A 26,630-nucleotide genomic window follows, 5' to 3' on the forward strand; every position below is an offset into this window, starting at 1 on the left:
ACTTCGGTGACTTCGGCCGCTCCAGTCAATTCAGTCAATTCTGAAAATTCACACACCTTCGCACCACCATCTCGTCAAAGGACTCCGTGATGGACACCATCGCCGTGGGTTTCGGCGTACTCGTCGCCGTCGTGCTGCTCATCCTGCTCGCCGTACTGCTCTTCGTGGGCCGTCTGTTCCAGAAGGTCGAGCAGGGCAAGGCACTGATCGTCTCCCGGACCAAGAAGGTGGACGTCACCTTCACCGGTGCGATCGTCCTGCCGATCCTGCACAAGGCCGAGCTGATGGACATCACCGCCAAGACGGTGGAGATCCACCGGACCGGCCGGGACGGTCTGATCTGCCGGGACAACATCCGGGCGGACATCCGGATCTCCTTCTTCGTCCGGGTGAACAAGACCGTCGAGGACGTCGTCAAGGTGGCGCAGTCGATCGGCACCGCCCGGGCCAGCGACCCGCAGGCGATCCAGGACTTCTTCGCCGCCAAGTTCGCCGAGGCGCTCAAGACCGTCGGCAAGCAGCTGGACTTCACCGACCTCTACACCCACCGGCACGAGTTCCGGGACCAGATCATCGCGGTCATCGGCACCGACCTCAACGGCTACACCCTCGAGGACGCGGCCATCGACCACCTCGAGCAGACCCCGATGAGCCAGCTGGACGGCGACAACATCCTGGACGCCCAGGGCATCCGCAAGATCACCGAGCTGACCGCGATCGAGCACGTGCGCACCAACGAGTACCAGCGCAACGAGGAGAAGGAGATCACCCGGCAGAACGTGGACGCCCGGGAGACCGTCCTGGAGCTCGAACGCCGCCAGGCCGACGCCGAGATCCGCCAGCGCCGCGAGATCGAGACCCTGCGGGCCAAGGAGGACGCGGTGATCGCCCGGGTGCAGGAGGAGGAGCGGCTGAACGCGCAGACCGCCTTCCTGCGCACCGAGGAGCTGCTCGGGGTGCAGCGGGAGAACCAGGCCCGCGAGGTCGCGGTGGCGCAGAAGAACCGCGAGCGGGTGATCGCGGTGGAGAACGAGCGGATCGAGAAGGACCGCCTGCTGGAGGTCGTCGGCCGCGAGCGGGAGACCGAGCTGGCCGTGATGGCCAAGCAGAAGGAGGTCGAGTCCCGGCGCCGGGAGGTCGCCGACGTGGTCCGCGAGCGGGTCGCGGTCGAGCGCACCGTCGCCGAGCAGGAGGAGGCCGTCAAGACGCTGCGGGCCACCGAGGAGGCCGAGCGGGTGCGCAAGGCGGTCGTCATCCAGGCCGAGGCGCAGGCGCAGGAGAAGCTCGTCAAGGACATCAAGGCCGCCGAGGCCGCCGAGCAGGCCGCCTCGCACAAGGCCCGCGAGTCGCTGGTGCTGGCCGAGGCCCGGCAGCAGGCCGCCGAGCTGGACGCGGCCGCCAAGGTCAAGCTGGCCGAGGGCGTCCGGGCGGAGGCCGCCGCCGAGGGCCTGGCCCGGGTGCAGGTGCGCGAGCAGGAGGCCGCGGCGGTGGAGAAGGTCGGCCGCGCCGAGGCCGCCGTGCAGACCGAGAAGGCCAAGGCGGCCGCGCTGGAGGTCGGCGCCAAGCTGAAGGCGGAGGCCGAGGGCCTGACCGAGAAGGCCGCGGCGATGGCCAAGCTGGACGAGGCCTCGCGCGGGCACGAGGAGTACCGGCTGCGGCTGGCCGCCGAGAAGGACGTCCGCCTCGCCGGACTGGAGGCGCAGCGGCAGATCGCCGAGGCGCAGGCCGCGCTGGTCGCGACCGGACTGGAGAAGGCGAAGATCGACATCGTCGGCGGGGACTCGGTGTTCTTCGACAAGCTGGTGCAGTCGGTGACGGCCGGCAAGAGCGTGGACGCCTTCGTCGGCCACTCGCAGACCGCCCAGGCGCTGGCCGGGCCGTGGCTGGACGGGCGGGCCAGCTTCACCGAGGACCTCACCCGGGTGCTGTCCTCGGTGTCCAGCGCGGACGTGCAGAACCTGACGGTCTCCGCGCTGCTGCTGAAGCTGATCGGCGGCGGTGGCGAGCAGGCCGGCCAGCTGCGGCAACTGCTGGAATCGGCCAAGAAGTTGGGGATCGCGGAGACGCCGATCGGGGCGCTGGCCTCGGCGAACGGCAGCAAGTAGTCACCCCCTGAGAACCCGAGGAACCTGACCGTGGACGCCCACGACACCCGGCTCGACGCCGGCAGCTACGAGGTCCTGCGCGACCGGCTCGCCCGGGCCGCCGCCGAACTCGCCGACCGCGCCCGGGCGTTGAACGCCCGCCGGGTCGAGGAGTTCGGCGGCGGGGAGCTGCGGCTCACCGGCACCGGCCGGCTCACCACCGCCCGGCCCTGCCTGCCGCAGGACCTCACCGCCGCCGGCGGGCTGCTGCTGCTCGGCACCCGGCCCGCCGAAGTCACCGACGGCGGCGGTGACTTCACGGACGTCCTCGGTCTGCACCACCCGGACCTGTCCCCCGCTCCCGCCGAGGGCACCCTGCTGGACGACCCGCGGCTGCGCCAGGACCTCGCCGACCTGCGCCGCTACTTCCGCGACGCCCGGCTGGAAAGGCTGCGCCCGGTCGGCGGCCGGCTGCTCGCCGTCTTCCGCACCGGCCCGGCCGCCGCCGACGTCCGGGTGCTGCGCTGGCGCCTCGACGACGACCGGGTCAGCTACCAGGACGGGCGCGGCGAGCGCGACCACGCCCCCGCCGAGGGCCAGCAGCTCGACTGGACGGCGCTCACCCGGGACGACCAGCTGCCCGCCGCCCCCGGCAGCGCGCCGCGCGCCGACCTCGCCGGCGAGCTCCACCTCGGCGTGGACGGCGGCCGGCTCACCCTCACCACCCCCGACGGCCGCGAACTGCACCACGAGCCGCTCGCCGAGGCCCTGCAGACCCTCGCCGACACCCGGACCGCCCACGCCCGGCTGGGCACCCTGCTGCTGGTGCGGGTGCGCCCGTACCAGGAGGAGACCGTCCGGCACCTGGTGGTCCACCTGCCCACCGGGCGGGTCACCCGGATCGACGCGCTCGGCCAGGCCTGCCTGCGGCTGCCCGCCGACCAGGGCGTGGCCTTCCCCGGCGGCTGCCACCTCGCCGACGGCACCGTGCGCGTCTTCGACCAGCCGGTGGACGGCCTGGTGTACGAGCGCACCCTGCTCTCCCCCAACGGCGAGGACGTGCTGTACGAGTTCCGCTCCCCCTCCGACGGGCACACGCTGCTCCAGCCGTACAACTCCGTCCGCCAGGAGCCCGCCGCCCCGCTCGCCTGCCAGGGCTACGCGCTGCTCGAGGACGGCACCCTCATCGCTCTGCGCCCGGCCGAGGACGGCCCCACCCGGCTGCATCCCGTCCAGCTGTGGCAGAGCCCGTTCACCAGTGAGCGTCATGCCGCCCAACAGCCGTCCGGCACCGGCCCGTTGGCCCGGGTCGGCAACGCCGACCTGGTCCGCGGGCTGGCCGACTGCCTGGCCCTGGCCCGGCTGGCGGCGGCCGGCGCCGACACCCCGGCCGGGCACCGGGCCGTGCTCGCCGCCTGCACCCGCACCGCCGACCGGCACCACTGGCTCGGCCAGGACGGCCTCGGCGACCTGGCCGCGCCGCTCACCGAGATCCGCGACACCGCCCGGCAGGTGATCGCCGAGTACGAGGCGATCGCCCAGCTCACCGCGCACGCCGCGGCCCGCACCGAGGAGACCGCCGAGCACGTCGAGGGCCTGCTGCGCACCGCGCGCGGCGAGACCCTCGCGGACGCCGCCGAGTGGGTCGACCGGCTGGCCGGGCTGCGCCGCGCCCAGGGCCGGGTCGAGGCGCTGCGCGACCTGCCGCGGGTGGACCGGGAGCGGATCGACGCGCTCGCCGAGCACCTCGCCGAAGGGTTGGCCGAGGCCGCCGGCCGGGCGGTGGTCCAGCTCGCCGAACCCGCCGCCTTCGAGCCGCACCGGCGCCGGGCGGGCGAACTGGCCGAGCAGTGCGCGGCCATCGCCACGGCCGCCGAGGCGGAGCCGCTGTCGGCGCGACTGAGCGAGCAGAGCGAGGCCCTGCAGACCGTCTCGGAGCTGGTCGGCACCCTCGACCTGGCCGACGCCACCACCCGCACCGCGATCCTGGACCGGCTCGCCGACGTGCTCGGGCTGCTCAACCGGGCCCGCAGCACGCTGACCGTCCGCCGCCGCGAGCTGCGCACCCGCGAGGCCGCCGCCGAGTTCGCCGCCGAGACCGCGCTGCTCGCCCAGGCCGTCACCGCCGCCCTCGCCGCCGCCGACACCCCGGAGGCCTGCGACGACCAGCTCGGCCGGCTGCTGCTGCGGGTCGAGCAGCTGGAGACCCGCTTCGCCGACGCCGACCCGGCCCTGGGCGAACAGCTCGCCGACCGGCGCACCGAGCTCCACGACGCCCTCACCGCCCGCCGCCAGCACCTGCTGGAGGAACGGGCCCGCCGGGCCGACCGGCTGGCCGGCTCCGCCGAGCGCGTCCTCGACACCCTGCACCGGCGCCTCGCCGCCCTCGACACCGTCGCCGAGATCGACGCCGCGCTGGCCGCCGACCCGACGGCCGTCAAACTCCGCGATCTGGCCCGGCAGTTGACCGAGCTCGGCGACCGGGTCCGGGCCGAGGAGCTGGCCGGCCGGCTGCGCGCCGCCCGCGGCCGCGCCCACCGCGCGCTGCGCGACCGCGCCGAACTCGCCGGGGACGGCCCCGGCACCCTGCGGCTGGGCCGCCACCTGTTCGCGGTCACCACCCAGCGCCCCGAACTCACCCTGCTGCCCTGGCACGGCCGCCCCGCCTTCACCCTCACCGGCACCGACTACCGCTCCCCCGTCACCGACCCGGCCTTCGCCGCCACCGAGCGGTACTGGAACCGGCCGCTGCCCTCCGAGACGCCCGCGCTCTACCGCGCCGAGTACCTGGCCGCGAGCCTGCTGCTGGCCGCCTCGCCGGAGGCGCTCGCCGATGAGACCGACCTGCTGGAGTACGTCCGCCGGGCCGCCGAACGGCGCCCGGACGAGGGCTACCAGCGCGGGGTGCACGACCACGACGCCGCCCTGGTGCTCCGCGCCCTGCTCCGACTCGACGCCGAGGCCGGCCTGTTGCGCCACCCGGCGGCCGCCCGGGCGGCGGCCCAGCTGTACTGGGCGCACGGTACGGACGAGCGGCAGCGGCTGGTCTGGCACACCCGGGCCCGCTCGCTCGGCCTCGCCCGTCAGGCGTACGGGCCGGTGCCGGCGCTGTCCGCATTGGCCGCATTGGCCGCCGAACTGTCGGACGCCGTCGCCGGGTTCGTGCCGGACGCGGCGGGCGCCGGGGACTACCTGGTGGCCGAACTCGCGGCCGCCGCACCGGCCTTCGCCCACTCGACGGGCGCGGCCGCGCTGCTGGAGAAGTTCCACGCCGCACCCGAGTCAGCCGGGCTGACGGAGGCCCTGGCCGCGCTTCCCGAGGAGCCCTCGCTGCTCCCCGTACGGCGCCAACTGGTTGCGGCCTGGCTGGAGTCGGCCGCTCCGGGCGCCGACCCCGGCGACCTCGCCGAGGCCGCCGCCGTCCTGCTCTGCCCGTCGCTGCCGCGGCGCCCCGCCGAGGGCGCCGTCGGCACCCGGCTGACCGGGCTGCTCGGCGATCATCCGCGGCTCTCCGGTGGCGCGCTGGACCTACGGCTGGACGAACTACTCGGCCGGGTCCGCGAGTTCGAGGCCGTCGAAGTCCCCGGCTACCGCGCCTACCAGCGGTTGCGCGGCGACCTGCTGGCCGCCGAGCACGCCCGGCTGCGGCTCGACCAGTACCGCCCCGCGCCGCTCAACGGCTTCGTCCGCAACCGGCTGATCGACCAGGTGCACCTCCCGCTGGTCGGTGACAACCTCGCCAAGCAGCTCGGCACCGTCGACTCCGGTGGGCCGGTGGACCGCAGCGGCCTGCTGCTGCTCGTCTCCCCGCCCGGCTACGGCAAGACCACCCTGGTCGAGTACCTCGCCGAGCGGCTCGGCCTGCTGCTGGTCCCGGTCAGCGGCCCGGCGCTCGGCCACCGGGTGACCTCGCTGGACCCGGCCGAGGCCCCCGACGCCACCGCCCGCCGCGAGCTGGAGAAGCTCAACTTCGCCCTGCACGCGGGCGACAACGTGCTGCTCCACCTGGACGACGTGCAGCACACCTCACCCGAGTTCCTGCAGCGCTTCATCCCGCTGTGCGACGCCCAGCGCCGGATCGACGGCGTCTGGGACGGCGAGGCCCGCGAGTGGGACCTGCGCGGCAAGCGCTTCGCCGTGGTGATGGCCGCCAACCCGTACACCGAGTCCGGCCGGCTGTTCCGGCTGCCCGACATGCTCGCCAACCGGGCCGACGTCTGGAACCTGGGCGACGCCGTCGCCGGGCGCGAGGACCTCTTCGCGCTCAGCTTCGTCGAGAACGCGCTGCCCGCCAACCCCCACCTGGCCCCGCTCGTCACCGCCGAGCGCGCCGACCTGGACACCCTGCTCGCCCGGGCCGCGGGCACCCCCGGCGGCACCCTGTCCGGCGCCTGGCCGGCCGCCGAGGTGGAGCGGATGACCGCCGTCCTGGCCGGGCTGCTCCACCTGCGCTCCACCGTCCTGGCCGTCAACCGGGCCTACCTCGCCTCCGCCGCCCAGGACGACCGCGCCCGCACCGAACCGCCGTTCCTGCTCCAGGGCTCCTACCGCAACATGGCCAAGCTCGCCCAGCGCCTCGACCCCGCGCTCACCCGCCCCGAACTGGACGCCCTGCTCGCCGACCACTACCGCGCCGAGGCCCAGCCGCTCGGCGCCGACGCCGAGGCCCAGCTGCTGAAGCTCGCGGAGCTGCGGGGCACGCTGACGCCGGAGCAGGCGGAGCGCTGGGCGGAGCTGAAGCGCACCTGGCGGAGGCGGGAGTGAGGGGGTGTAGCTGGCTACACCCCCGGAACTGAACCCATGGTCATTGAGCCGCCCCGATCCGGCGCGATGAAATATGATCATGAACGCCGCGCACTTCGCCGTTGAACTCCGCTCCGTCCGCCGGACCTACCGGCGCGGGCCCGAACCCGTCGTCGGCCTGGACGACGTGAGCGTCGGGTTCCCCTTCGGCACCTTCACCGCCGTCATGGGCCCCTCCGGCTCCGGCAAGTCGACCCTGCTGCGGTCGGCCGCCGGGCTGGAGGCGATCGACGGCGGCGAGGTGCGGGTCGACGGCACCGTCCTCGGCGGGCTGCGCGACAAGGAGCTGACCGTCCTGCGCCGGGAGCGGATCGGCTTCGTCTTCCAGTCCTTCAACCTGCTGCCCGCGCTGACCGCGGCCCAGAACGTGGCGCTCCCGGCCAAGCTGTCCGGCCGCCGCCCCGCGCCGGCCGAGGTGACCGCCGCGCTGGCCGCCGTCGGCCTCGCCGACCGGGCCGGGCACCGGCCGGGCGAGCTCTCCGGCGGTCAGCAGCAGCGGGTCGCCATCGCCCGGGCGCTGATCACCCGCCCGGCGGTGCTACTGGCCGACGAACCGACCGGTGCGCTGGACACCAGGAGCGGCCGCGAGGTCCTCGCCCTGCTGCGCGGGATGGCCGACGACCCCGGCCGGGCCGTGGTCATGGTCACCCACGACCCCTTCGCCGCCTCCTACGCCGACCAGGTGCTCTTCCTCCGGGACGGCCGGCTGGCCGGCTCGCTGGAGCGGCCCACCGCCGAGCAGGTCGCCGCCCGGATGACCGCGCTGGAAGCCCACTCGGCGAAGGCTCACGCGTCGGAGACCGTGGCGTGCTGACCCTCGCTCTCGCCTCCGTCCGGCTCCGCTGGGCCTCGTTCGTCGGCAGCTTCGTCGCGCTGGCCTGCGGCGTCGCCCTGATGGCCACGTCCATCCTGGTCATCGCCGCCACCGTCGACGTCCCCGACCAGGGTCGCCAGCGCTTCTCCGAGGCCCCGGTCCTGGTGACCGCCGACCTGAACGTGGACTTCAAGCCCGCGAACGGGGACGTCCAGCCGACCCCGGTCCCCGCCCAGCCCGGTCTGCCCGCCGGGCTGATCGCCGCCGTGGCCGCGACCGGCCGCACGGTCGAGGACCACACCTGCTACGCCCAGCTCCCGGACGGCCCGAGCGACCAGGTCGCACGCGCCTGGTCCAGCGCGGCCCTGGGCGGCTACCGGCTCACCGCCGGCGCCGCCCCCGCCGCCGACGACCAGGTGGTCATCGGCGGCGGCCGCCCGGAGCAGGTCGGACAGCGCGTCCGGTACGTCACCGCCGACGGCGTGCACAGCGCGACGGTCTCCGGCGTCACCGAGGCCGAGGCGTTCGAGCACGCCGTCTTCTTCACCGACGCCCAGGCCGCCCGGTACTGCCCCGCCGTCGGTGTGCTGGCCGCCTTCGGCCCCGCCGACGCGGTGCGCCGGGCCGTGGACTCGGCCGGCGGCGCGAACGTCGCCCGGGTGCTCACCGGCACCGAGCGCGGCCAGGCCGACCCTCACCACGCCGAGGTCGGCAGCCGGCTGGAGAACGTGCAGACCCCGCTCGGCCTGTCCGCCGCGGTCTCCGCCGGCACCGCCGTGTTCGTGGTGGGCGGCACCTTCGCGCTGTCGATCGCCCAGCGCCGCCGCGAACTCGCCCTGCTGCGGCTGATCGGCGCCACCCGCCGGCAGCTGCGCACCCTGGTCAACCGGGAGGCCCTGGTGGTCGGCGTGCTGGCCTCCGCCGCCGGGTGCGCGCTCGGCGCGGCCGGGGCGGCGCCGGCCGGCCGCTGGCTGGTCGACCACGACCTGGTGCCGGCCGAGTTCACCGTCCCGGTCACCTGGTGGGGGCTGCTCGTCGCGGGCTCGATCGGGCTGCTGACCGCGATCACCGGCGTGGTGTTCTCCTCGGTGAAGGCCGGGCTGATCAGCCCCGGCGAGGCACTCGCGGAGGCGGACGCCGAGCGGACCTCGCGCCTCGCGCTGGCGTTCCGCTGGGTGAGCGGCCTGCTGGTGCTGGGTGGCGGCATCGCGGCCCTCGTGCTGACGGCGAGCAGCTGGCCGGACACGGCGGCCGACGTCGCCGACTCGCTCTCCCTGCTGCTGGCGATCGTCGCCGGCTGCGTGCTGCTGGCCGCCGTACTGGCCGGACCGGCGATCCGGCTGCTGACGGTGCTGCCCGGGCTGGTGGCCCGACTGCGCGGCCGCGCCGCCGAGGACGGCGGCGGCATCGTCTGGGCCACCGCCCGGCAGAGCTCGCTGAGCGCCTTCCGGCGCACCGCCGCGACCACCACCCCGGTGGTGCTGATCATCGCCTTCGCCGGGTGCCTGCTCGGCAGCATCGACACCATCAACCGCTCGCAGGTCACCGAGGTCCGCCACCAACTCTCCGCCGCCGACCTGGTCGTCACCCCGGCCGGCACCCCCGGTCTGAGCCGGGCCGTGGTGGAGCGGGTCCGCTCGGTCCCGGGAGTGCAGTCGCTGCTGATCACCCCGACCTCCGTCATGGCGCCCGTGGCCGACGGCCAGGCCCTGGTGGCCTTCCGCGCCGCGACGGCGGACCCCACGGCGCTGGCCGAGGTCGACCGGCTCCCGGTCGTCGCCGGCTCGCTCGCCGACCTCGGCCCCGACTCGATCGTGCTCAGCCGCACCTGGCCCGGCTCGCCCGCGGTCGGCGGGCGGGTGTCCGTCCGGCTGGCCGACGGCACCCCGCGGGACCTGCGGGTCGCCGCCCTGCTCGGCACCGGTGCCGAAGCCGTCCAGGCCTGGGTGACCGGCCCGAACGCCGTCACCGGCGGTGTCGGCGGCCCGGCCCTGGCCGGCCGGATCGACCTGCGGCTGCTGCCCGGCACCGACCGCGCGCAGGCCACCGCCGCGCTGCGGACGGCCGTGGACGGGCTGGGCGCCCGGCTCACCACCCCCGAGGAGGTCTGGTCCGCCGCCACCGACAGCACCGAGCGGGATTCCTGGAACGCCCTGCTGATGATCCTCGGCCTGGCGATCTGCTACGCCGCCATCACCCTGGCCAACTCCCTGGTGATGACGGTCACCGACCGCCGGCAGGAGCTCTCCCTGCTGCGCCTCGCCGGCGCCACCAAGGGCCAGGTGCTGCGCACCGTCGCCCTCGAAACCCTGATGTGCGTCGCGGCCGGCACCCTGCTGGGCGTCCTCGGCACCGCGATCAGCGTGGGCGGCTCCTGGGCCGCCCTGACCAACCTGGTCGGGCCGACCCCCGCGGTCATCCCCTGGACGGTCATGGCCGCCCTCGCCGCCGCCTGCGCGGTGATCGCCCTGACGGCGGCGGTGCTCCCGGCCGCCCTGACCCTGCGCGACCGCGACGGCCAGGCCGTCCTCCGCGGCGCGGCGGGCGCGGCCTGAGCCGGTAGCGGCAACCGCAAGTGCCGGTGACCCCAAGGAGGTTGCCGGCACTTCACGTTCCGGGGTGTGATTACCGCCCGCCCGCGCAGTCCGTCCGTCCGGCATCAGGTCCGCGAGGCGTTCCGGCAGGTCCGGCGGCAGGTCCGGCAGGTCCGGCTCGATCGGGCGGTGGCCGAGCAGGGCGCGGGCCCGGAAGGGGAGCAGAGCAGTCGGTGTCCGCCGGGCGCCGGGACCCCCTGGTCGGCTGATCACCTGGTCCGACGAGCCCACCATCCCTCACGGCGGCGCAGCCCCGTGGCGCCGCCGGGAGTGGCCGCCGGCCCGCGGCTAGCGTGTCCGCATGGCCGCTCAGGAACTCGACCTCGCCGCGCTTCGCCGGGTGTACGGACGCACCGGCAGCCGGTGGTTCTACACCCGGGTGGCGCGCAACGCCCGGCACTGGGGATGGACCGAGCCCGGGCAGTCGAAGTGGCGACTGTGGCGGGCGCAGCGCCGGTTGGAGGACGTGCTCGGCCAGAAGCTGGCGCTGCCCACCGGGTCCCGGGTGCTGGACGCGGGCTGCGGGGCCGGGGTGGTGGCCCGGGCGATGGCGACCCGGTTCGGGCTGCTGGTCACCGGGGTCGATGTGCTGGACTTCCACCTCGCCGAGGCCTGCCGGCTGAGCGCCCGCGCCGCGCTGGCCGACCGGACCGTCTTCAGCTGGGGCGACTATCACGAACTCCCCTTTCCGGACGACGAGTTCGACGGCGCCTACTCGATGGAGACGCTGGTCCACTCCTATCACCCGGCCCGCGCGCTGGCCGAGTTCCACCGGGTGCTGCGTCCGGGCGGGCGGCTGGTGCTGCTCGGCCCGATGAGCACCGGACCGGTGGAGGAACTGCCGCCATCCGCCCGGGCGTTGCTCGAACCGTACCTGGACGCGATGGCCATGACCGGCGCCCGGTTCTACCACGCCGGCAACCTGTCGCAGCTGCTCACCGGCGCCGGCTTCGAGGTCGAGGAGGCGCTGGACGCGACGCCGTACTACACGCCCACCACGGAGGCGGTGCACGCGTACTTCCGGCTGCCCTGGGAGGTGCTGCGCCGCTTCGGCGATCCGGCGCGGTGGCTCAACCTCCGCTCCACGGTGGAGATGTACGACGTGCGCGAGTACGTCGCCTGGTACGTTCACACCGCCGTCAAGCCGTCGAGGTGATCCCGGCGTCCGTCGAGCCCGGGGGTGCTTGGGCCTCCGAGGCCACCGAGGCGGCCAGCGACTCCCAGACCGGATCGGGCAGCCCGGGCACCGAGCGTCCCTCCGACTGCCACAGGCGGGCCAGTTCGGCATAGATGGGCACCTCCGGGTCGGGTTCCGGAGGATGCCCCGCCCCGTGCAGGATCGTTTCTTCGGCTGGCCAACGCCACGCGGCCGACGCCACCCCAAAACTACTCACATCCACCCAACGCGCCCCACCCGCACCGGGTCACGGCCTCGTCAACCGGGCGGCCCGCGCGTCCACCCCGCGCGGGCCGCCCGTACGCGCCTCAGCGCCTAGGCGCCACGCTTCAGCGCCGAGGTGCCACGCTTCAGCGCCGCCGGCCCGCCGCCAGCAGCTCGGCCACCGTCGCCAGCTTCACCCGCGGCCGCCCCTGCGCCGCGCCCCGCTCGCGCTCCGCCCGGTCCACCGCGCGCAACTCCTTCAGCCCCACCGCGTCCGGCCGGCGCCGCCGAACCAGCCGCTCGAACTCCGCCCGCCCCGCCGACGGCACCGGCAGCGCCCGGGCCAGCGCGTCGTCCAGCAGCGCGTCCACCGTCTCCCGGGCGCAGGCCCGGTTGGCGCCGATCCCGCCGGACGGCCCGCGCTTGGCCCAGCCCACCACGTACGCGCCCGGCAGCGCCCGTCCGGTGGACGGGTCGACGACCCGGCCACCGCGCTGGGCGACCGTCCCGGTCCGCTCGTCGAACGGCAGCCCCGGCAGCGGCACGCCCCGGTGCCCGATCGAGCGCACCACCAGCCCGGCCCGCAGGGTGTCCCGTTCCCCGGTGGCCGCGACCGGCTCGCCGTCCGCCGTCAGCGTGGTCCGCTCGACGGTCAGCCCCGAGACCCGGCCGCCCTCCTCGGTCAGTTCGACCGGTGCCGACCGGAAGCGCAGCACGATCCGCCGCCCCGGCCCGGGCTCGGCGGCCCCGTCGTACGGCACCAGCGGCAGGCCGGCGAGCAGCCCGGCCCGCGAGTCCGGCGCGGCCGACTCGATCGCCGCCCGCACCTCCGGGTGGTCCTCGACCACCAGCTCGACGCCCGGCAGCCGGCCCAGCGCCAGGAACTCCGGCCTGGTCCAGGCCGCCTGCTCGGGCCCGCGCCGGGCCAGCAGCACGACCTCCCGGACCCTGCTGCGGCGCAGCGCGGCCAGGGCGTGGTCGGCGATGTCGGTGGTGGCGAGCCGGTCGGGGTCGGTGAGCAGGATGCGGGCGATGTCCACCGCGACGTTGCCGTTGCCGACCACCACCACCCGCTCGGCGGACAGCTCCACGGTGTCGGCCGGCACCGTCGGGTCGGCGTTGTACCAGCGGACGAAGGAGGTCGCGGGCAGGCTGCCCGGCAGGTCCTCGCCGGGCACGCCGAGCCGTCGGTCGGCGGCCGCGCCGACCGCGTACACCACCGCGTGGTGGTGGGCGGCCAGCTCCTCGTGGGTGACGTCGGTGCCGATCTCCAGGTTGAGGTGCATCCGCAGCCGCGGGTCGTGGAAGACGCTCGCGAAGCTCTCGGCGATCCGCTTGGTGGACTGGTGGTCGGGGGCGACGCCGTGCCGCAGCAGGCCGCCGGTGACCGGCAGCCGGTCGATCATGGTGAGCTCGGCGCCGGTGCAGCGCAGCAGTTCCTGCGCGGTGTAGCCGGCGGAGGGGCCGGTGCCGACCACCGCGATCCGCAGCGTGCCGAGCTCGCCGGGCAGGCTGCGCGGGAAGCTGGGCGCGCCCCAGGCGTGGTCGTTGGGGTGGTCGCGGAACCAGTCCCGGTTGAGGCCGCCGAAGACCACGTCCGGCCCGCGCAGCCGGTCGACCGGGAACACCGCGTCGACCGGGCAGGCGTCCGCGCAGGCGCCGCAGTCGATGCACGCCCGCGGGTCGATGTACAGCATGTCGGTGCGGCCGAACTCCGGTTCCTCCGGGGTCGGATGGATGCAGTTGACCGGGCAGACGGACACGCACGAGGCGTCGTTGCAGCAGGTACGGGTGATCGCGTAGGCCATGGCCGGAGTGGGGTCCTCGCTGTAGCTGATACGTAGCCGATGCGCAGCCGGTGCGCCGTCAGAGCATGTGCACGCGGCGGTAGACGGCCGCCGAGCGGCTGGTGAGCAGCCCGGCCTCGGCGAGGAAGGCCATCAGGTGCCGCGAGCTGTTGCGCATCATCGCCTTGCGGTGCTCGTTGCCCTTCACCTCCTCGAGCGCCCGCGCGACGTCCAGCCCGGCGGCCTTGTACACGCCCGGGTGGACCATGCTGCTGACGATGACGTACGCGCCGATCGCGATGCCGGTGGCCGAGGTGCGGCGGCGGGCCGGGCCGGCGTGGCGCATCCGTTCGCGGATCTCCTGCCGGGCGAACTTCATGTGCCGGGACTCCTCGACCACGTGGATCCGGGAAGTGCCGCGGACGATCTCCAGGACGTTCTCGCCGCGCATCCAGTCGCGCTGCATGACGTCCAGCACCTCCTCGGCCACCAGGATGCCCCCGTAGGCGAGTTCGCCCTTGGCGAGCGCCTTGAAGGCGCGCCCGGCCTGGGCGATCACCTTGTTGGGCCGGTAGGCGGGGACGCCCATCTTCTGGCAGGCGCGGGCGAACATGATCGAGTGGCGGCACTCGTCGGCGATCTCGGTGAGCGCGAACTGGAACTCGGCGTTGGCGGGGTCCTTGAGGTACTGGTCGCGCAGCACCATCTGCTGGAGGATCATCTCGAACCAGATGCCGGTGTTCATGATCGAGCAGACCTCGTGCCGGGTGAGGGTGACCCGCTGCCGCTCGGTCATCTCGTCCCACAGCCTGGTCCCGTAGAGGGTGCTCCACTCGGGGTTGAGGCCGTAGTGCTCCTCCGGGAGGGGGGCGTCCCAGTCGATCTCGGTCATGGGGTCGAAGGAGAGGGTGGCGGCCGACTCCAGCAGCCGCTTCGAGACGTCGTCGTCGGCCGCCGTGTGGCCGTGCTCGGTCGCCTGCCGGGGGAGAGCCATGGCTGCCTCCAGGTGCCTGCTCCTGCGGGTTCCCGCTCGCCCGCTTATTAGACGGACAGTACAATAAGAGCCCGTCCCGGAGAACCCCTCGCGCAGGGGCGAACCGGCGCGAAGCCGGGCGGCGTGCGCCCCTCCTCGCCGACCCGCGCCCGACCCGCGCCCGGCCCCGCGCGGTTCAGCGGAAGGCGGCGGCGTTCCGGCGCACCCAGGCGGCGAAGCCGCGGGCCCAGCTCGCGTGGGAGGTCCGCTCCGCCGACTTCCCACGCGCCCACCCCACGCCCAGCACCCGGAACGCCCATTCCAACCGACACCCCCACGGCGCCCGGCGAGAAGTCGGCCGGGCCGACTTCTCGCGCGGTCAGCGGGAGACCAGCGCCCGGCGCGCCGCTTCTGTGAGGTACCGCCGTTCCGGGGCGCTCGGGGTGCGGGAGGCGGCCTGGCGGTAGGTCTGGGCGGCGGCCCGGGGGTCCGTGCCGAGGCGGGCGAGGAGGTGGGCGCGGGTGGCGAGGAGGCGGTGGTGTCGGGTGAGGCGCTTGTCGGCGGCCAGGTCGTCGAGGAGGGTCAGCCCGACGGCCGGGCCGTGGACCATCGCCACCGCGACGGCCCGGTTGAGCGCGACCATCGGGTTGGCGTCGAGGCGCAGCAGCAGGTCGTACAGTGCCAGGATCTGCGGCCAGTCGGTGGCGTCCGCCGTCCGCGCCTCGCTGTGCACGGCGGCGATCGCGGCCTGGACCTGGTACGGACCGGCGGTACCGGACGGCAGTGCGGCGGCCAGCAACTCCATCCCTTCGGCGATCAGTTGGGCGTCCCAGCGGCCACGGTCCTGTTGCTCCAGCGGTACCAGCTCCCCGTACGGCCCGGTGCGGGCGGTACGGCGGGCGTCGGTGAGCAGCATCAGGGCGAGCAGCCCCGCCGTCTCGGCGTCGCCGGGGGTGAGGCGCAGCAGCAGCCGGGTCAGCCGGATCGCCTCGGCGGCCAGCCTCGGAACGGTCAGCTCCTCGCCGCCGCTGGCCGTGTAGCCCTCGTTGAAGACCAGGTACAGCACGTGCCGCACCTCGCGCAGTCGCTCCGCCCCGCTCTGCCCCTCCGGGAGTGACAGCCCGCCGCCGGACGCTTTCAGCGTCTGCTTGGCCCGGCTGATCCGCTGCCCCATGGTGGCCTCCGGAACCAGGAAGGCGGCCGCGATCTGCGCCGTGGTCAGACCGCCGACCGCGCGCAGCGTCAGCGCGATCCGGCTCGGTACGGACAGTGCCTGGTGGCAGCAGAGGAACAGCAGGGCCAGCGAGTCGTCGGCGGTCGGATCGGCGGCGTCGGCAGCGGGTGCCAGCAGGGCGGACTGCGGGGTGGCCAGCGCGATCGCCTCCTCCCGCCGACGGCGGGCCGCCTCGCTGCGCACCTGGTCGACCAGCCGCCGGCCCGCGACGGTGACCAGCCACGCCAGCGGGCTCGCCGGCACCCCGTCCGCCGGCCACTGCACGGCGGCGGCGAGCAGCGCCTCCTGCACGGCGTCCTCGCAGGCGTCGAAGGATCCGCCGTGGCGCCGTACGAGCACGCCGAGGACCTGCGGCGCCAGTTCGCGCAGCAGGCCCTCGACGGGCGCAGGGGGGATGCTCACCCGTTCGCCGGCGACTCGTGCAGGATCGGCCACAGTTCCACCGGCTCGACGTCCGCGAACGGCATGTCGGCGGCGATCTGCTGGGCGCGCTCCAGGCTTTCGCAGTCCAGGAGGTAGAAGCTCGCCAGGTACTCCTTGGTCTCCAGGTAGGGCCCGTCGGTCACCACCGGCACCCCTTCGGCGCGCCGCACCAGCTGCGCGGCGGCCGCGTCCGCGAGCCCGTAGGCGCCGAGGAGTTCGCCGGTGTCCCGGTACTTGCCGTTGAACGCCTCCTGCTTGGCGATCGCCTCGGGCCAGGCCTCGGCGGGGAAGGAGTCCCACTTGGCCTGGTTGCCGTAGATCATCGCGACGTACTTCACGGTGCTGCTCCTCTGCTGTCCCGCACGCCCCTTCGGCGCGCTGTCACCTCTCAGTCGGAGCGGCGGGCCGGGACTTCGACATCGGTCGGGAACTTCTTCGCAGGAATTTCCGCGTCAGCCGATGTGCGCCCTGAGGTGCCGCAACACGGCCTCGGCCGGCGGCCCGACCGGGGGCTCGATCCGGGTCGGTTCCTCCGGGTAGGCGCGGGCCGACTCGAACCGATCGGCCGCGCAGTGGAGTTCGGCTCGCGAGACGAGTGCTGCGGCGGTAGCGAGGCGGTCAGGAGTTGCGCCGGTCCGCTGCGTCGAAGGCGGCGAGGGATCGGGCTCCGGGTTCGAGGGCCAGGCACAGGGCCGACAGGACGGCGTGCTCCAACCCGCCCAGGGCCTCGGCGAGTTCCTCGGCCACATCCTGGGCGATCTCCGCCGCCACCGCATCCGCGGCCGTACGCGGCCCGAGCTTGCTGACGGCGGCCGCCGCACGGGTGGGGGTGAGCAACGCCGAGGCCTGGACGAGCAGCCAGGCGGGGACGCCCGCCGCGCCTTCCGGCGGTGGGAGGTACGGGCGGGCGCCGTCGTACCGTTCGTCCTCGGCGAAGGCCTTCTGCTTGACCTTGATGAGGGGACGGGCCGGGTCCGACTCGCGCCACTCCCCCGCCGGCTTGAGCACGTACCCCTCGGCGAGGTTGTCCGCCGGCTCCGGCAGCCCGAGGAGCGCCGGCACCCGGCTCGGGAAGGCAACGGGCAGCTCCCGCAAGGCATTCAGCGAGCCGCGTCCGAGCAGCGGCACGCAGGTGAGCCCGGCGGCGGACGCGGCGGCCCGGAGTTCGCGGTCGGGGACCCACCACCGGCCCTCGTCCGTCCGCACCGTCGCGTCGAACGGCAGCCAGCGCAGCCCGGGCGCGTACCAGACGCCGGTCTGCACCGGTTCGACCCCGGCGACGGCGGGCACGTCGGGGTGCGGGTAGCGGCCGCCGGCCAGTTCGCCGTACACGGTGACGACGGCCGACTCCCCCCACCTCGCCCGCACCACCGCCGCGAAGCGCCCGGCGGCGACGAGGAGTTGCGGCCAGATCCGGCTCACGCCGAAGAAGGCGTCGAGTTCCTCGTCGCCCAGCAGGTCACGCCGCTTGGCGGGCCGCACCGAGGCACCGTCGCAGACCACGGCGAAGTGCGCGCCGTGCACCTTCTCCGTCGCGATCCACTCGCGGCTGCCGGGCGCGCCGGAAGCTCCCCGGGCGGGGATCTTCGGGTAGGGCTTCAGCTCGGCCACGAACAGATCCTCGCCGCACCGCCCGCCCGCCGGCAACGGGAATTCAGCGCCCGGCAGTCGTACCGGCCGCCGCCTCCCACAACCCGGCCAGCTGGGCGTGCAGCAGGTCCTCCGCCTCGGCCGCCGTCCGGTGTCCGATCAGCACGTGCGCGGTGAGTCCGTCGGCGAGGGCGAGCAGGGTACGGGCCGCGCTCCGGGCTTCCCGCCGAACGGCGGTGGCGGTGGCATCGGCGGCGTCGGCGGCGCCCGAGGCCTCCGCGATGAGCCCTGCGAGCAGCCCTTCCAGGTCGGCGTAGCTGGTCCGCAGCCCCGCCGCCAGGGCCGGGTTGACGGCGGCGGCGGCGAGGAAGGCGAGCCAGATCCGCGCCTCGGCCCGGTGCTCGTCGCGCAGCAGGGCGACCTCGCCGACCACGTGTCCGACCGTGCTCTCGGCGGACTGGGCGGGGCTGCCGACGACCCGGCCGTGGGCGCGTTCGGTGACGCGTGCGCCGATGTGGGCGAGGGCGAACTGCAGCATCTCCTCCTTGGTGCGGAAGCAGCGCTGGACGGCGCCCATGGAGACGTCGGCCCGGGTGGCGACGTCCCGCAGGGTCACGCCTTCGAAGCCCTGGGCGTCGATCAGCGCGCACACCGCCTCGGCGATCCGTCGGCGCCGCTCCTCGTGGTCGACCTGTTTCGGCATACCGCCACTTCCCGCATCCGGACTCGAAATTATTCCGATGCAAGCGTATCGACTCTCCGGCTAAGGTTCCGATGCAACCGCATCGGAACAACCTCAGGAGGCCCCATGTGGAAACTCCCCGCCACCGCCATCGCCGCCGCCGTCCGCAGCGGTGAGGTGTCCGCGCGCGAGGTGGTGGACGCCCACCTCGCCCGGATCGCCGAGGTCAACCCGCAGGCCAACGCCGTCACCCAGCTCCTCGCCGACCGCGCCCGCGCCGCCGCCGAGGAGACCGACCGGGCCCGGGCCGCCGGTGAGCGGCTCGGCCCGCTCGCCGGGGTGCCGTTCACGGTCAAGGAGTGCACCCGCATCGAGGGCGTCCCGACCACCTTCGGCACGCCGCGCTTCCGCGAGTCGACCGCCCCCGCCGACGCCATCCCGGTGGCCCGGCTGCGCGCCGCCGGGGCGGTCCCGATCGGGCACAGCAACATGCCGACCCTGATCCTGGCCGGGATGCACACCCGCAGCGAGCTGTACGGCGACACCCGCAACCCCTGGGCGCCCACCCGCACCCCCGGTGGCACCAGCGGCGGCGACGGCGTGGCGGTGGCCACCGGCATGGCCGCACTGGGGCTCGGCAACGACTCCGGCGGCTCGGTCCGTATCCCGGCCGCCTTCTGCGGGGTCGCCGCGCTCAAGCCGACCACCGGCCGGTTCGCCGCCGACCAGCGGATGCTGGGGCCGGACGATCCCGGACCGGCCTCCCAACTCCTGGTCACGGACGGCCCGTTGGCCCGTACGGTGGCCGACCTGCGGCTCGCGTACGAGACCCTGGCCGGGCCCGATCCGCGCGACCCGCGCGCCGTCCCCGCCCCGCTGTACGGCGGACCGCCGCAGAACCCGCGGGTCGCCGTGGTCACCGACCCGGGTGGCCACGGCGTCCACCCCACCGTCCGCCGCGCCGTCGCGGCCGCCGCCGAAGCCCTGCGCGACGCCGGGTACCGGGTGGACGAGGTCTCCGACGTCCCCCGGCTGGACGAGGCGCTGAAGGCCTACCACCAGCTCACCGCCACCGAGTTCGCCCCCAGCTGGCCCGCCGTGCGGCAGCTGCTGGGCGAGGGCGGCGACCGCTACATCGAGCTGACCATGCGCGACAACCCGCCCGTCGACTCCGCCGGGCTGATCCGGCTGATGAGCACCTGGATGAACATCCGCCGCTCCTGGACGGAGTTCCTGGACGCGTACCCGCTCCTGCTCGGCCCGGTCTTCACCGAGCCGCCGGTCGAACCCGGCCTGGAGTCCCGGGACCAGGCGGGGCGGGACCGGGTCGCCACAGCCATGCGGCTCTGCTCGGTCACCAGCTTCGTCGGCGTCCCGGCCGTCGCCGTCCCCACCGGGCTGGACACCGACGGCCTGCCCACCGGCGTGCAACTGATCGGGCGCCCGTTCCGCGAGGACCTCTGTCTGGCCGCCGCCCAGCACGTCGAGGACCGGCTCGGCACCCTCACCCCGATCGACCCCAGGCCGTAGGGGGGCGGGAACGACGGACCGGGCCCCACCCGGGTGGGGACTCGCCCCGCGGCCACCGGCACCCGGCCGTCAGCGCCCGGCCGGTGCGGCGTCCGCCTCCCGCAGGGCGGCGGAGAGGGCGCGGGCCTCGTGCTCGGTCATCCGCGGGGTCTCGTACGGCACGGCGTTGACCCAGCGCTGGGTCAACCGGGCGATCCGCTCGCCGTAGCGCCGCGCGGTGAGCAGGTCGCCGCGCGACCCCGCCTGCTCCGGGCCCTGATCTGCGTGGCTCTGGCTCATCAGGCCCAGCCAGGAGCCCAGCCGGTTCACGTCGTCACGGGTGCCACCGCTCCAGTTGTTGCCCGGCATGTCGCCCACGCCGATCCACTGCATGCCCAACTGCGCGGCGAACACCGCCAGCTGCTGCAGGACGGCCAGCTTGTCGCCGCTCTGCGAAGCGGACATGGTGAACCCGCCGGCCAGCTTGTCCTTCCAACCCTGGGTGACGAACGGAGTGAACGCGGCCTCCATGAACGCCTTGAACACCGCCGACACGCTGCCCATCAGCGTCGGGCAGCCGAACACGACCGCGTCGGAGCGGGCGAGCAGCGCCAGCACCTCCGGGTCGTTCCAGCGGCCCGCGTTGACGTCCTCGGCCCGGAGCTCGGCGAGGTGCACCTCGGCGCCCGGCACCAGCCGCGCGCCCTCGGCCAGGTGCTCGGCCAGGACCCGGGTGTGCCCGTGCACCGAGTGGTAGACCACCGTCACCGTGACGGTCGGCGCGTCGTACGCGCGGTCAACGCCCTGCTCGCGGTCAATGTCCTGCTCGCGGTCAACGCCCTGCTCGCGGTCAACGTCCTGCTGCTCAACGTCATTGAGTGCCATGTCGATTCACTGCTTTCGTCGGCGGGAGAACCCCTGTCTGCCCACCCATCCCAGCCTGCGCGCGGCACGGCATCAACGCCGAAGACCGGCACACAGCGATCGGCCGTACCGATCGATCGCATTAGCCTTGCGCTGTGGACAGGATCGAACTGGAAGCGTTCGTCGCGGTCGCCGAAGAACTCCACTTCGGCCGTGCCGCCGCCCGCCTGCACCGGGGGCAGCCCACCGTCAGCGACGCCGTCCGACGACTGGAGACCACCCTGGGCGGGCAGCTGTTCCACCGCACCAGCCGCCGGGTGTCCCTCACCGACCTCGGTGCCGAACTGCTGCCCGACGCCCGCGCCGCCCTCGCCCAGCTGCGCCGCTTCCAGCAGCGCGGACGCGCCCTGGCCGCCGGCGACCGGTCCGGCACCACGCTCGTCGTCGGCCACGCCGAATACACCGGCCACCAGCTGCTGTTGCGCTGCCTGCCGCAACTGCGCGACCGCTTCCCCGGCGTGACGATCGTGCCCGAGGCCATGCCGACCACCGCCCTGCTCACCGCCCTGCGCGCCGGGACGATCGGGCTCGGCATCGGCTGGGCGACCGACGGCGTCACCGGCGTCCGCGCGCGGGTGCTGTCCACCGAACGGTTCACGGCCCTGGTCCCCGAGGCCCACCCGCTCGCCGACCGCACCGAGTTGAGCGCCGCCGAACTCTCCACCACCGGCCTGCTCACCTGGCCCCACCAGATCAACAGCGGCCTCTGCGACCGCCTGCTGACCGCCTTCCGGATCGGCGGAGCCGACCTGCGCATCATCCGCACCGCCGACAGCGTCCACGCCATCGCCGCCCACGTCGCCGCCGGAACGGGCATCGGCATCACCGTCGAGTCCGCGCTCGACCACCAGCCTCCCGGCCTGCGCGTCATCCCCCTCACCGGCCCCTCCACCACCGCCGACCAGGTCGTCCTCACCCCCACCGACCCCTCGGACCCCGCCGCCGCCCTGCGCGACCTCCTGCTGCACGCCTCGGCTACTCTTCGTGTCGGCTGACATCCTCTGCGTGAGAGGATCTCGGCACAGTGCGATCCGATCCCGAGGAGTGGGCATGGCCGAGCGCCAGAACGGCACCGTGAAGTGGTTCAACGACGAGAAGGGCTACGGCTTCATCACCCCGGAAGCCGGCCCCGACCTGTTCGTCCATTTCCGGGCGATCGAGGGGAGCGGCTTCAAGTCCCTGGTGGAGGGTCAGAAGGTCACCTTCGAGGTCACCCAGGGCCAGAAGGGCATGCAGGCCGACAAGGTCCGGCTCGTCACGGAGTAGCACGACGGCGGACCTCTCGCGCGCCCGGACGGTGTCGACCGTCCGGGCGCGCGTTCGTTCCCTCGGCGGTACGGCCGAGTTGCCGCAGACGCTCCTCCCATCCTCTCCGGCATAGCGTTCACCATCATTCATTGCAATGATTCCCTCGAGGGCCGTTGCGTTACGCTCCAGCGCATTGCAATGATTTACCGTCATTGACCTGCATTTACAGCCACTTCACGCCTTTCTGTAGTTGCCAGAACAATGAACGCAACGTAGCGTTTCCGGCGTAAGAAACAGCAGGCCGAAGCGGCCCACCCCACCGAACGAGGAGCACACCATGCAGAACTTCGACACCCCCGCCGCGATCACCGCGATCCTCGACGTCCCGGCCGGCCGCGTCCGGTTCGCCGCCTCCGACCGCACCGACACCGTCGTCGAGGTCCTCCCCGCCAACCCCGCCAAGAGCCGCGACGTCGAAACCGCCGAGCAGGCCGTCGTGACCTACGCCGACGGCGTCCTGCGGATCCGCACCGCCGAGCCCAGGAACGTGCTCCTCGGCCCCGGCGCCCTGGCCATCACCGTCCAGCTGCCCGCCGGCTCCCACGTCGAAGCCAGGACCGAGAGCACCGAGCTCCGCTGCGCCGGCCGCCTCGGCGACGTCGCCTACCGGGGCGCGTACCGCCAGATCAAGGTCGACGAGGCCGCGAGCCTGCGCCTCACCGCGGTCGACGGCGACATCGAGGTCGGCCGGATCAACGGCAACGCGGACATCAGCACCTCGCGCGGCGACATCCGGATCGACGAGGCCGGGCGCGGCGCGGTCGCGCTCAGCACCATGTCCGGCAGCATCACGATCGCCGCCACCGCGGGCGTCTCGGCCACCCTGGACGCAGGCACCGACCACGGCCGGATCAGCAACTCCCTCAAGAACGACGGCAGCGCCGAACTCCGGATCCGCGCCACCACCTCGAGCGGCGACATCACCGCCCGCAGCCTCTGACGGACACCGGACACCGGTCGCCACGGTGCACCAACGGGTTCCGGGTCCCTACTTGGACCGCAGCCCGTCCAGGACGCCCTGCACCTGCTGGGTCACGGCCGGCGGCAGCGTGCCGAACCTCAGCGACTCGCCCGTCGCCTGGCCCGGCCCGCTGACCGCGTACGACGCGAAGCTCGCCATGACGGCGGTGCCCTCGCCGCGTTCGCAGAAGTCGAGGTAGCCGAAACCGACCACGGGACAGCCGTTCCTGACCGGCTTCCGGTAGTCGAGCTTGACCGTCAGCCTGCTGCCCGAGCTCTCCACCGTGCGGGTCGCGGCCCTCGTGCCGGCGCTCTGGGTGCTCGGGGCCGCGTCGGAGTCACCGGCGCGGTGAACGCGCCGCTGACCTTGCGCGCCGCCGTGACCTCCAGCCGGAACCGGGCCCGGAACTCCGCGTCCGCGGCCAGCTCGCGCCGGATCACCTTGACCGCCACCTGACGGCCGGACACCGACCGGGCGCGGTAGACCACACCGATCCCGCCCGCGCCGAGCCTGCCCTCCAGGAGGTAGCCGCGGATCGTTCTACAACAAGCTCACGTGCCGAAACCCCCAAGGCATGCACGGCCGACCGATCCGGCCTAGTGGGCACGGGTTCGCGCCCGGGGCGCGGCCTCCGGGAACCCGACGGGCCGGCCGCCGCCCCGGGAAAACAAAGCGGCCGGTCGATCCGAAGATCGACCGGCCGTTCGCTGTGCGCGAGGGGGGAGTTGAACCCCCACGCCCTTTCGGGCACTGGAACCTGAATCCAGCGCGTCTGCCTATTCCGCCACCCGCGCATCTGGGTGATGGGTTAACTATAGACCATCTGGAGGGGTGCCTCTGACCACCACCTGGGCGTGGACGGGGCGCTGTCCCTTGTTTGCCCTGACCGGCCGATTGCCACGATGATGTGCCGCCACTACGAAGCGGGAGCGCGCGAGCATGGACATCCAGGTCGATTACGAGGCCACCACCGAGGACATCGTCGCCTCCGTCGTGGCGAACGCGGCCGCCCGGCTCTAGCTCCGGTGGGCCATCGTCGGTCTGTGGTTGCTGCTGACGGCGGCCTTTCTGGCCGCGGGCAGCACCTGGTTCGCGATAGCGGCGTTCTTCTTCGGGTTCGTGCAGGTGGTGAACATCACCGCGGGCGGCAGGCGGATGGGTCTGAAGGTCGCCCCGCGCTACGTCGGGCCGACGGTCGTCAGGCTCACCGACGACGCCCTCCACCTGAAGACGCCGACCCTGGACCGCACCATTCCCTGGTCCTCGGTCAACAAGGTGGCGCACAACCCCGTGGCGTGGACGGTGCTGTCACAGAAGATGGGCACCCCGCCGCTCTCGGCGACGGTGCTCAAGGCGCCGTTCACCGAGGCGCAGCGCGCCGAGTTCGACGCCTTCCTGGCCCGCCTGCCCAAGGTGAGCCACAAGGGCCGCAGCACGAACGACCAGCTCGTGCGACCGGCCGCCGGATAGGCGAGTACAGCCGACAGCGGTGAACTCACCACATCCCAGCGATCGGACGCCACTTGACGGGTCCGATGATGCCCAAGGTGTGCCGGTCGGGTTCGCCCTCTGGGGGCGACGGGTCTCCTGGATGGCAGTTCCCCGTGTCGGAGCGACTGCAGCGCAACCAGCTCGTGATCGATGAGTTCCGATCCGCCGGGCCTGGCGCCCCGGCCTGCGAGCATGGGCCCTCCGACACATCGAGCTGGGGGACCTCATGGAGCTACGGCAGCTGCGCTGCTTCGTCGCCGTCGCCGAGGAGCTGCACTTCGGCCGGGCCGCCGAGAAGCTGCTGCTCGGGCAGCCCGCCGTGAGCCAGCAGGTGCGGCGGCTGGAGCGGGAGTTGAAGGTCGAGCTGTTCGACCGCTCGCCCCGGTACGTCCGGCTGACGCCGGCGGGCGAGCGGTTCCTACCGGCCGCCCGGAACGTCCTGGTGGCCGAGGACGCCGCCCGCGCCCTCGCCGCCGATCTGGCCGTGCCCGCCGTGCTGCGGCTCGGCACCGTCACCGGGCTCGGCGAGCGGCTCGACCTGATCCTGGACACCTACCAGCGGCAGGCCCCCGGGGTGCGCGTGGAGCTCCAGTCCGTCCCGGTGCGGGAGCGGCTGGCCCGGCTGTCGGACGGGCGCCTCGATGCCGCCTTCGTGCGCGGGGCGATCGCCGGGAGCAGCCCCGAGCTCCGCTTCCTGCCGGCCTGGGAGGACGAGTTGGTGCTCGCGCTGCCCGCCCGGCACGCCCTCGCCGACCGGTCCGAGGTCGATCTCGCGGACCTCGCCGACCTGCCGCTCCGGCTGATCGACCGTCGCGACAACCCGGCGCTGGTGGACCTGGTGCTGGGCGCTTGCGCGCAGGCCGGCTTCCGGCCGGTCCTCGGCCCGGCGCACGGCGCCCTGCAGGACACCCTGGCCTCGATCGGCACCGGAACCCCGATGTGGACGGTGGTGTACGCCGCCAACGCCCGGATGACGAACACCCACCGGGTCGCCTTCCGACCCTGCCGGACCAGGCTGGCGCTGCCGACCTCGATCGCCGTACGACGCTCCGCCCCGCTCCCCCGGCTACTCCTGGAAGCCTGCCGCAGAACACCCCCGACCTGGGACGATCAGGATTCGTGATCGCTGTCAGAGCGATTCGGGTCTGGGTGCGGGCGGCCGGATCGGGTGGACTGTTCTCAGCCGGGGAAACCGGCGGAAGAGCCGGGCGGAAGAGCCCGGCAGGACAACCCGTCAGGAGCCGAAGATGCCGATCGTCACCATTCAGCAGGGTCCGCGCGACGTCGAGCAGAAGCGCGAGCTGGTCAAGAAGGTCACCGAGGCCTTCGTGGAGGCCCTGGAGGTCCCCGCCGAGAGCGTGTTCGTGTGGATCCAGGAGTACCAGCCGGAGAACTGGGGCGCCGCCGGCAAGCTCACCGCCGACCGGTAGCCGCCGCAGGCCGGTCCCGGGTGTTGAGCGGGCCCGCCGGAGAAGTCCCGGCGGGCCCGCCCCCGAGAAGACGGCCCGCGACCGCACCGAGCACCGGATCGGCTCCTCGCCCCCCGCAGTCCCGGCTGGCGAGCTTTCTCGCCAATTCCGACCGCTTCGACCTCGACCCGCGCACGTTGCAACTCCCGCCGATCGACGGAACCAGCACCGGCGGGCTTCGGCTCGACGGCACGCCCGTTCCGGTCGAGATCCACCACAGCCTGGGCTGCCGCAGCGCACTCATCCCCCAACTCCCGGGCCAGGACGGCTATGTGATCGTCACGCGCCAGGCGAGCACTGGGCCGCCGTCACCGATCCGACCCTCCGCCCGCCGACGGACCTCCCGTCAGACTTCTGACCCGACATGGCCTGAACTCGACAACGCCGGACGAGGGATGGGGTTAGCCTGACGACATGGTTGCAAACTACAAGGAAGAAGTGGCCATGACCGACCAGGAGTTCGTCAGCGCACCCGCCTTGATCCTCCGGTCCCTTGCCTCCGACCCCCACCGGCGGGCCATCACCACCGCCGACGGCGTCGAGATCACCGCCGGCGACTTCGCCGCCGCCACCTACCGCCTCGCCCACGAGCTCCTGGCCCGG

General features: G+C 73.9%; 21 protein-coding genes, 1 tRNA gene and 1 pseudogene. 13 read left to right on the forward strand and 10 right to left on the reverse strand.

All coding sequences use genetic code 11. The annotated features are described in order from the left end of the window. Positions 1-89: 89 nt before the first annotated feature. The 5 genes from ACWCYO_RS28550 to ACWCYO_RS28570 all read left to right on the forward strand — a co-directional run bounded on the left by ACWCYO_RS28550 (position 90) and on the right by ACWCYO_RS28570 (position 11,451). Complete coding sequence (locus ACWCYO_RS28550) at positions 90-2,105, forward strand: flotillin family protein (RefSeq protein ID WP_449785796.1); 2,016 nt, start codon at positions 90-92, stop codon at positions 2,103-2,105. 30 nt (positions 2,106-2,135) lie between these two features. Further along, positions 2,136-6,848 carry a DNA repair ATPase gene (locus ACWCYO_RS28555; RefSeq protein ID WP_449785797.1) on the forward strand — a complete coding sequence of 1,571 codons (4,713 nt, stop codon included), beginning with the start codon at positions 2,136-2,138 and terminating at the stop codon, positions 6,846-6,848. 79 nt (positions 6,849-6,927) lie between these two features. Continuing rightward, a complete protein-coding gene (locus ACWCYO_RS28560; RefSeq protein WP_270143420.1) occupies positions 6,928-7,701 on the forward strand; it encodes an ABC transporter ATP-binding protein in 774 nt (257 codons plus the stop codon). Then, the gene (locus ACWCYO_RS28565) at positions 7,695-10,256 is read left to right on the forward strand and encodes an FtsX-like permease family protein (protein ID WP_449785798.1); all 2,562 of its coding nucleotides are present in this window, start codon (positions 7,695-7,697) and stop codon (positions 10,254-10,256) included. The genes ACWCYO_RS28560 and ACWCYO_RS28565 overlap by 7 nt, the downstream gene beginning before the upstream one ends. 340 nt (positions 10,257-10,596) lie before the next feature. Further along, positions 10,597-11,451 carry a class I SAM-dependent methyltransferase gene (locus tag ACWCYO_RS28570; protein ID WP_270143424.1) on the forward strand — a complete coding sequence of 285 codons (855 nt, stop codon included), beginning with the start codon at positions 10,597-10,599 and terminating at the stop codon, positions 11,449-11,451. Here ACWCYO_RS28570 and ACWCYO_RS28575 read toward each other — a convergent pair. From ACWCYO_RS28575 to ACWCYO_RS28605, 7 genes are all read right to left on the reverse strand, one after another. Then, complete coding sequence (locus ACWCYO_RS28575) at positions 11,435-11,593, reverse strand: hypothetical protein (RefSeq protein ID WP_449785799.1); 159 nt, start codon at positions 11,591-11,593, stop codon at positions 11,435-11,437. The genes ACWCYO_RS28570 and ACWCYO_RS28575 overlap by 17 nt on opposite strands. Before the next feature lie 229 nt (positions 11,594-11,822). Next, positions 11,823-13,484: an FAD-dependent oxidoreductase gene (locus ACWCYO_RS28580; RefSeq protein WP_449785800.1), complete on the reverse strand. Its 1,662-nt coding sequence runs from the start codon at positions 13,482-13,484 to the stop codon at positions 11,823-11,825. Positions 13,485-13,542: 58 nt separating this feature from the next. Next, positions 13,543-14,457 carry an AurF N-oxygenase family protein gene (locus ACWCYO_RS28585; protein ID WP_270143430.1) on the reverse strand — a complete coding sequence of 305 codons (915 nt, stop codon included), beginning with the start codon at positions 14,455-14,457 and terminating at the stop codon, positions 13,543-13,545. A gap of 358 nt (positions 14,458-14,815) precedes the next feature. Then, positions 14,816-16,072, reverse strand: coding sequence for an RNA polymerase sigma factor (locus ACWCYO_RS28590; RefSeq protein ID WP_449785801.1), 1,257 nt, complete (start codon positions 16,070-16,072; stop codon positions 14,816-14,818). After that, on the reverse strand, positions 16,069-16,431 hold the full coding sequence (locus tag ACWCYO_RS28595) for a YciI family protein (protein ID WP_270143433.1): 363 nt from the start codon (positions 16,429-16,431) through the stop codon (positions 16,069-16,071). Before ACWCYO_RS28595 ends, ACWCYO_RS28590 begins: the two co-directional genes overlap by 4 nt. Positions 16,432-16,711: 280 nt before the next feature. Further along, positions 16,712-17,704: an RNA ligase family protein gene (locus ACWCYO_RS28600; protein WP_449785802.1), complete on the reverse strand. Its 993-nt coding sequence runs from the start codon at positions 17,702-17,704 to the stop codon at positions 16,712-16,714. A gap of 43 nt (positions 17,705-17,747) precedes the next feature. After that, positions 17,748-18,386 carry a TetR/AcrR family transcriptional regulator gene (locus ACWCYO_RS28605; protein WP_449785803.1) on the reverse strand — a complete coding sequence of 213 codons (639 nt, stop codon included), beginning with the start codon at positions 18,384-18,386 and terminating at the stop codon, positions 17,748-17,750. A gap of 105 nt (positions 18,387-18,491) precedes the next feature. Between ACWCYO_RS28605 and ACWCYO_RS28610 the strand changes: the two genes are divergently transcribed. Next, positions 18,492-19,895, forward strand: coding sequence for an amidase (locus ACWCYO_RS28610; protein ID WP_270143438.1), 1,404 nt, complete (start codon positions 18,492-18,494; stop codon positions 19,893-19,895). Between the two features lie 69 nt (positions 19,896-19,964). Here the strand turns inward: ACWCYO_RS28610 and ACWCYO_RS28615 are convergent, their stop codons facing one another. Further along, on the reverse strand, positions 19,965-20,759 hold the full coding sequence (locus tag ACWCYO_RS28615) for a flavodoxin family protein (protein WP_449785804.1): 795 nt from the start codon (positions 20,757-20,759) through the stop codon (positions 19,965-19,967). Positions 20,760-20,893: 134 nt separating this feature from the next. Here ACWCYO_RS28615 and ACWCYO_RS28620 point away from each other — a divergent pair, with 134 nt between their 5' ends. The 3 genes from ACWCYO_RS28620 (at position 20,894) to ACWCYO_RS28630 (ending at position 23,046) form a co-directional block, all read left to right on the forward strand. Then, positions 20,894-21,793, forward strand: coding sequence for a LysR substrate-binding domain-containing protein (locus ACWCYO_RS28620; protein WP_449785805.1), 900 nt, complete (start codon positions 20,894-20,896; stop codon positions 21,791-21,793). Between the two features lie 55 nt (positions 21,794-21,848). Next, positions 21,849-22,064: a cold-shock protein gene (locus ACWCYO_RS28625; RefSeq protein ID WP_449785806.1), complete on the forward strand. Its 216-nt coding sequence runs from the start codon at positions 21,849-21,851 to the stop codon at positions 22,062-22,064. A gap of 319 nt (positions 22,065-22,383) precedes the next feature. Then, the gene (locus ACWCYO_RS28630) at positions 22,384-23,046 is read left to right on the forward strand and encodes a DUF4097 family beta strand repeat-containing protein (protein WP_449785807.1); all 663 of its coding nucleotides are present in this window, start codon (positions 22,384-22,386) and stop codon (positions 23,044-23,046) included. A 48-nt stretch (positions 23,047-23,094) separates the two neighbouring features. Here the strand turns inward: ACWCYO_RS28630 and ACWCYO_RS28635 are convergent, their stop codons facing one another. After that, positions 23,095-23,280 (reverse strand): hypothetical protein, encoded by a 186-nt coding sequence (locus tag ACWCYO_RS28635; protein ID WP_449785808.1) that lies wholly within the window; start codon positions 23,278-23,280, stop codon positions 23,095-23,097. Between the two features lie 497 nt (positions 23,281-23,777). Next, positions 23,778-23,861: transfer RNA gene (locus tag ACWCYO_RS28640), tRNA-Leu, on the reverse strand. A 253-nt stretch (positions 23,862-24,114) separates the two neighbouring features. Between ACWCYO_RS28640 and ACWCYO_RS28645 the strand changes: the two genes are divergently transcribed. The 4 genes and pseudogenes from ACWCYO_RS28645 to ACWCYO_RS28660 all read left to right on the forward strand — a co-directional run. Then, positions 24,115-24,537, forward strand: a complete 423-nt coding sequence (locus ACWCYO_RS28645; RefSeq protein ID WP_449785809.1) for a hypothetical protein — start codon at positions 24,115-24,117, stop codon at positions 24,535-24,537. A 247-nt stretch (positions 24,538-24,784) separates the two neighbouring features. Beyond that, positions 24,785-25,681, forward strand: coding sequence for a LysR family transcriptional regulator (locus ACWCYO_RS28650; RefSeq protein ID WP_270143450.1), 897 nt, complete (start codon positions 24,785-24,787; stop codon positions 25,679-25,681). Between the two features lie 40 nt (positions 25,682-25,721). After that, the gene (gene dmpI, locus ACWCYO_RS28655) at positions 25,722-25,988 is read left to right on the forward strand and encodes a 4-oxalocrotonate tautomerase DmpI (RefSeq protein WP_270150950.1); all 267 of its coding nucleotides are present in this window, start codon (positions 25,722-25,724) and stop codon (positions 25,986-25,988) included. Between the two features lie 453 nt (positions 25,989-26,441). Further along, positions 26,442-26,630: pseudogene (locus tag ACWCYO_RS28660) on the forward strand (AMP-binding protein); the annotation flags it as partial.

Source organism: Kitasatospora sp. NPDC001683, assembly GCF_053596495.1.

Coding starts and splice junctions, on each gene's coding strand:
- ACWCYO_RS28550 (WP_449785796.1), top strand. CDS start 90: ATGGACACCATCGCCGTGGGTTTCGGCGTACTCGTCGCCGTCGTGCTG.
- ACWCYO_RS28570 (WP_270143424.1), top strand. CDS start 10,597: ATGGCCGCTCAGGAACTCGACCTCGCCGCGCTTCGCCGGGTGTACGGA.
- ACWCYO_RS28650 (WP_270143450.1), top strand. CDS start 24,785: ATGGAGCTACGGCAGCTGCGCTGCTTCGTCGCCGTCGCCGAGGAGCTG.
- ACWCYO_RS28630 (WP_449785807.1), top strand. CDS start 22,384: ATGCAGAACTTCGACACCCCCGCCGCGATCACCGCGATCCTCGACGTC.
- ACWCYO_RS28560 (WP_270143420.1), top strand. CDS start 6,928: ATGAACGCCGCGCACTTCGCCGTTGAACTCCGCTCCGTCCGCCGGACC.
- ACWCYO_RS28605 (WP_449785803.1), bottom strand. CDS start 18,386: ATGCCGAAACAGGTCGACCACGAGGAGCGGCGCCGACGGATCGCCGAG.
- ACWCYO_RS28580 (WP_449785800.1), bottom strand. CDS start 13,484: ATGGCCTACGCGATCACCCGTACCTGCTGCAACGACGCCTCGTGCGTG.
- ACWCYO_RS28625 (WP_449785806.1), top strand. CDS start 21,849: ATGGCCGAGCGCCAGAACGGCACCGTGAAGTGGTTCAACGACGAGAAG.
- ACWCYO_RS28585 (WP_270143430.1), bottom strand. CDS start 14,457: ATGGCTCTCCCCCGGCAGGCGACCGAGCACGGCCACACGGCGGCCGAC.
- ACWCYO_RS28610 (WP_270143438.1), top strand. CDS start 18,492: ATGTGGAAACTCCCCGCCACCGCCATCGCCGCCGCCGTCCGCAGCGGT.
- ACWCYO_RS28615 (WP_449785804.1), bottom strand. CDS start 20,759: ATGGCACTCAATGACGTTGAGCAGCAGGACGTTGACCGCGAGCAGGGC.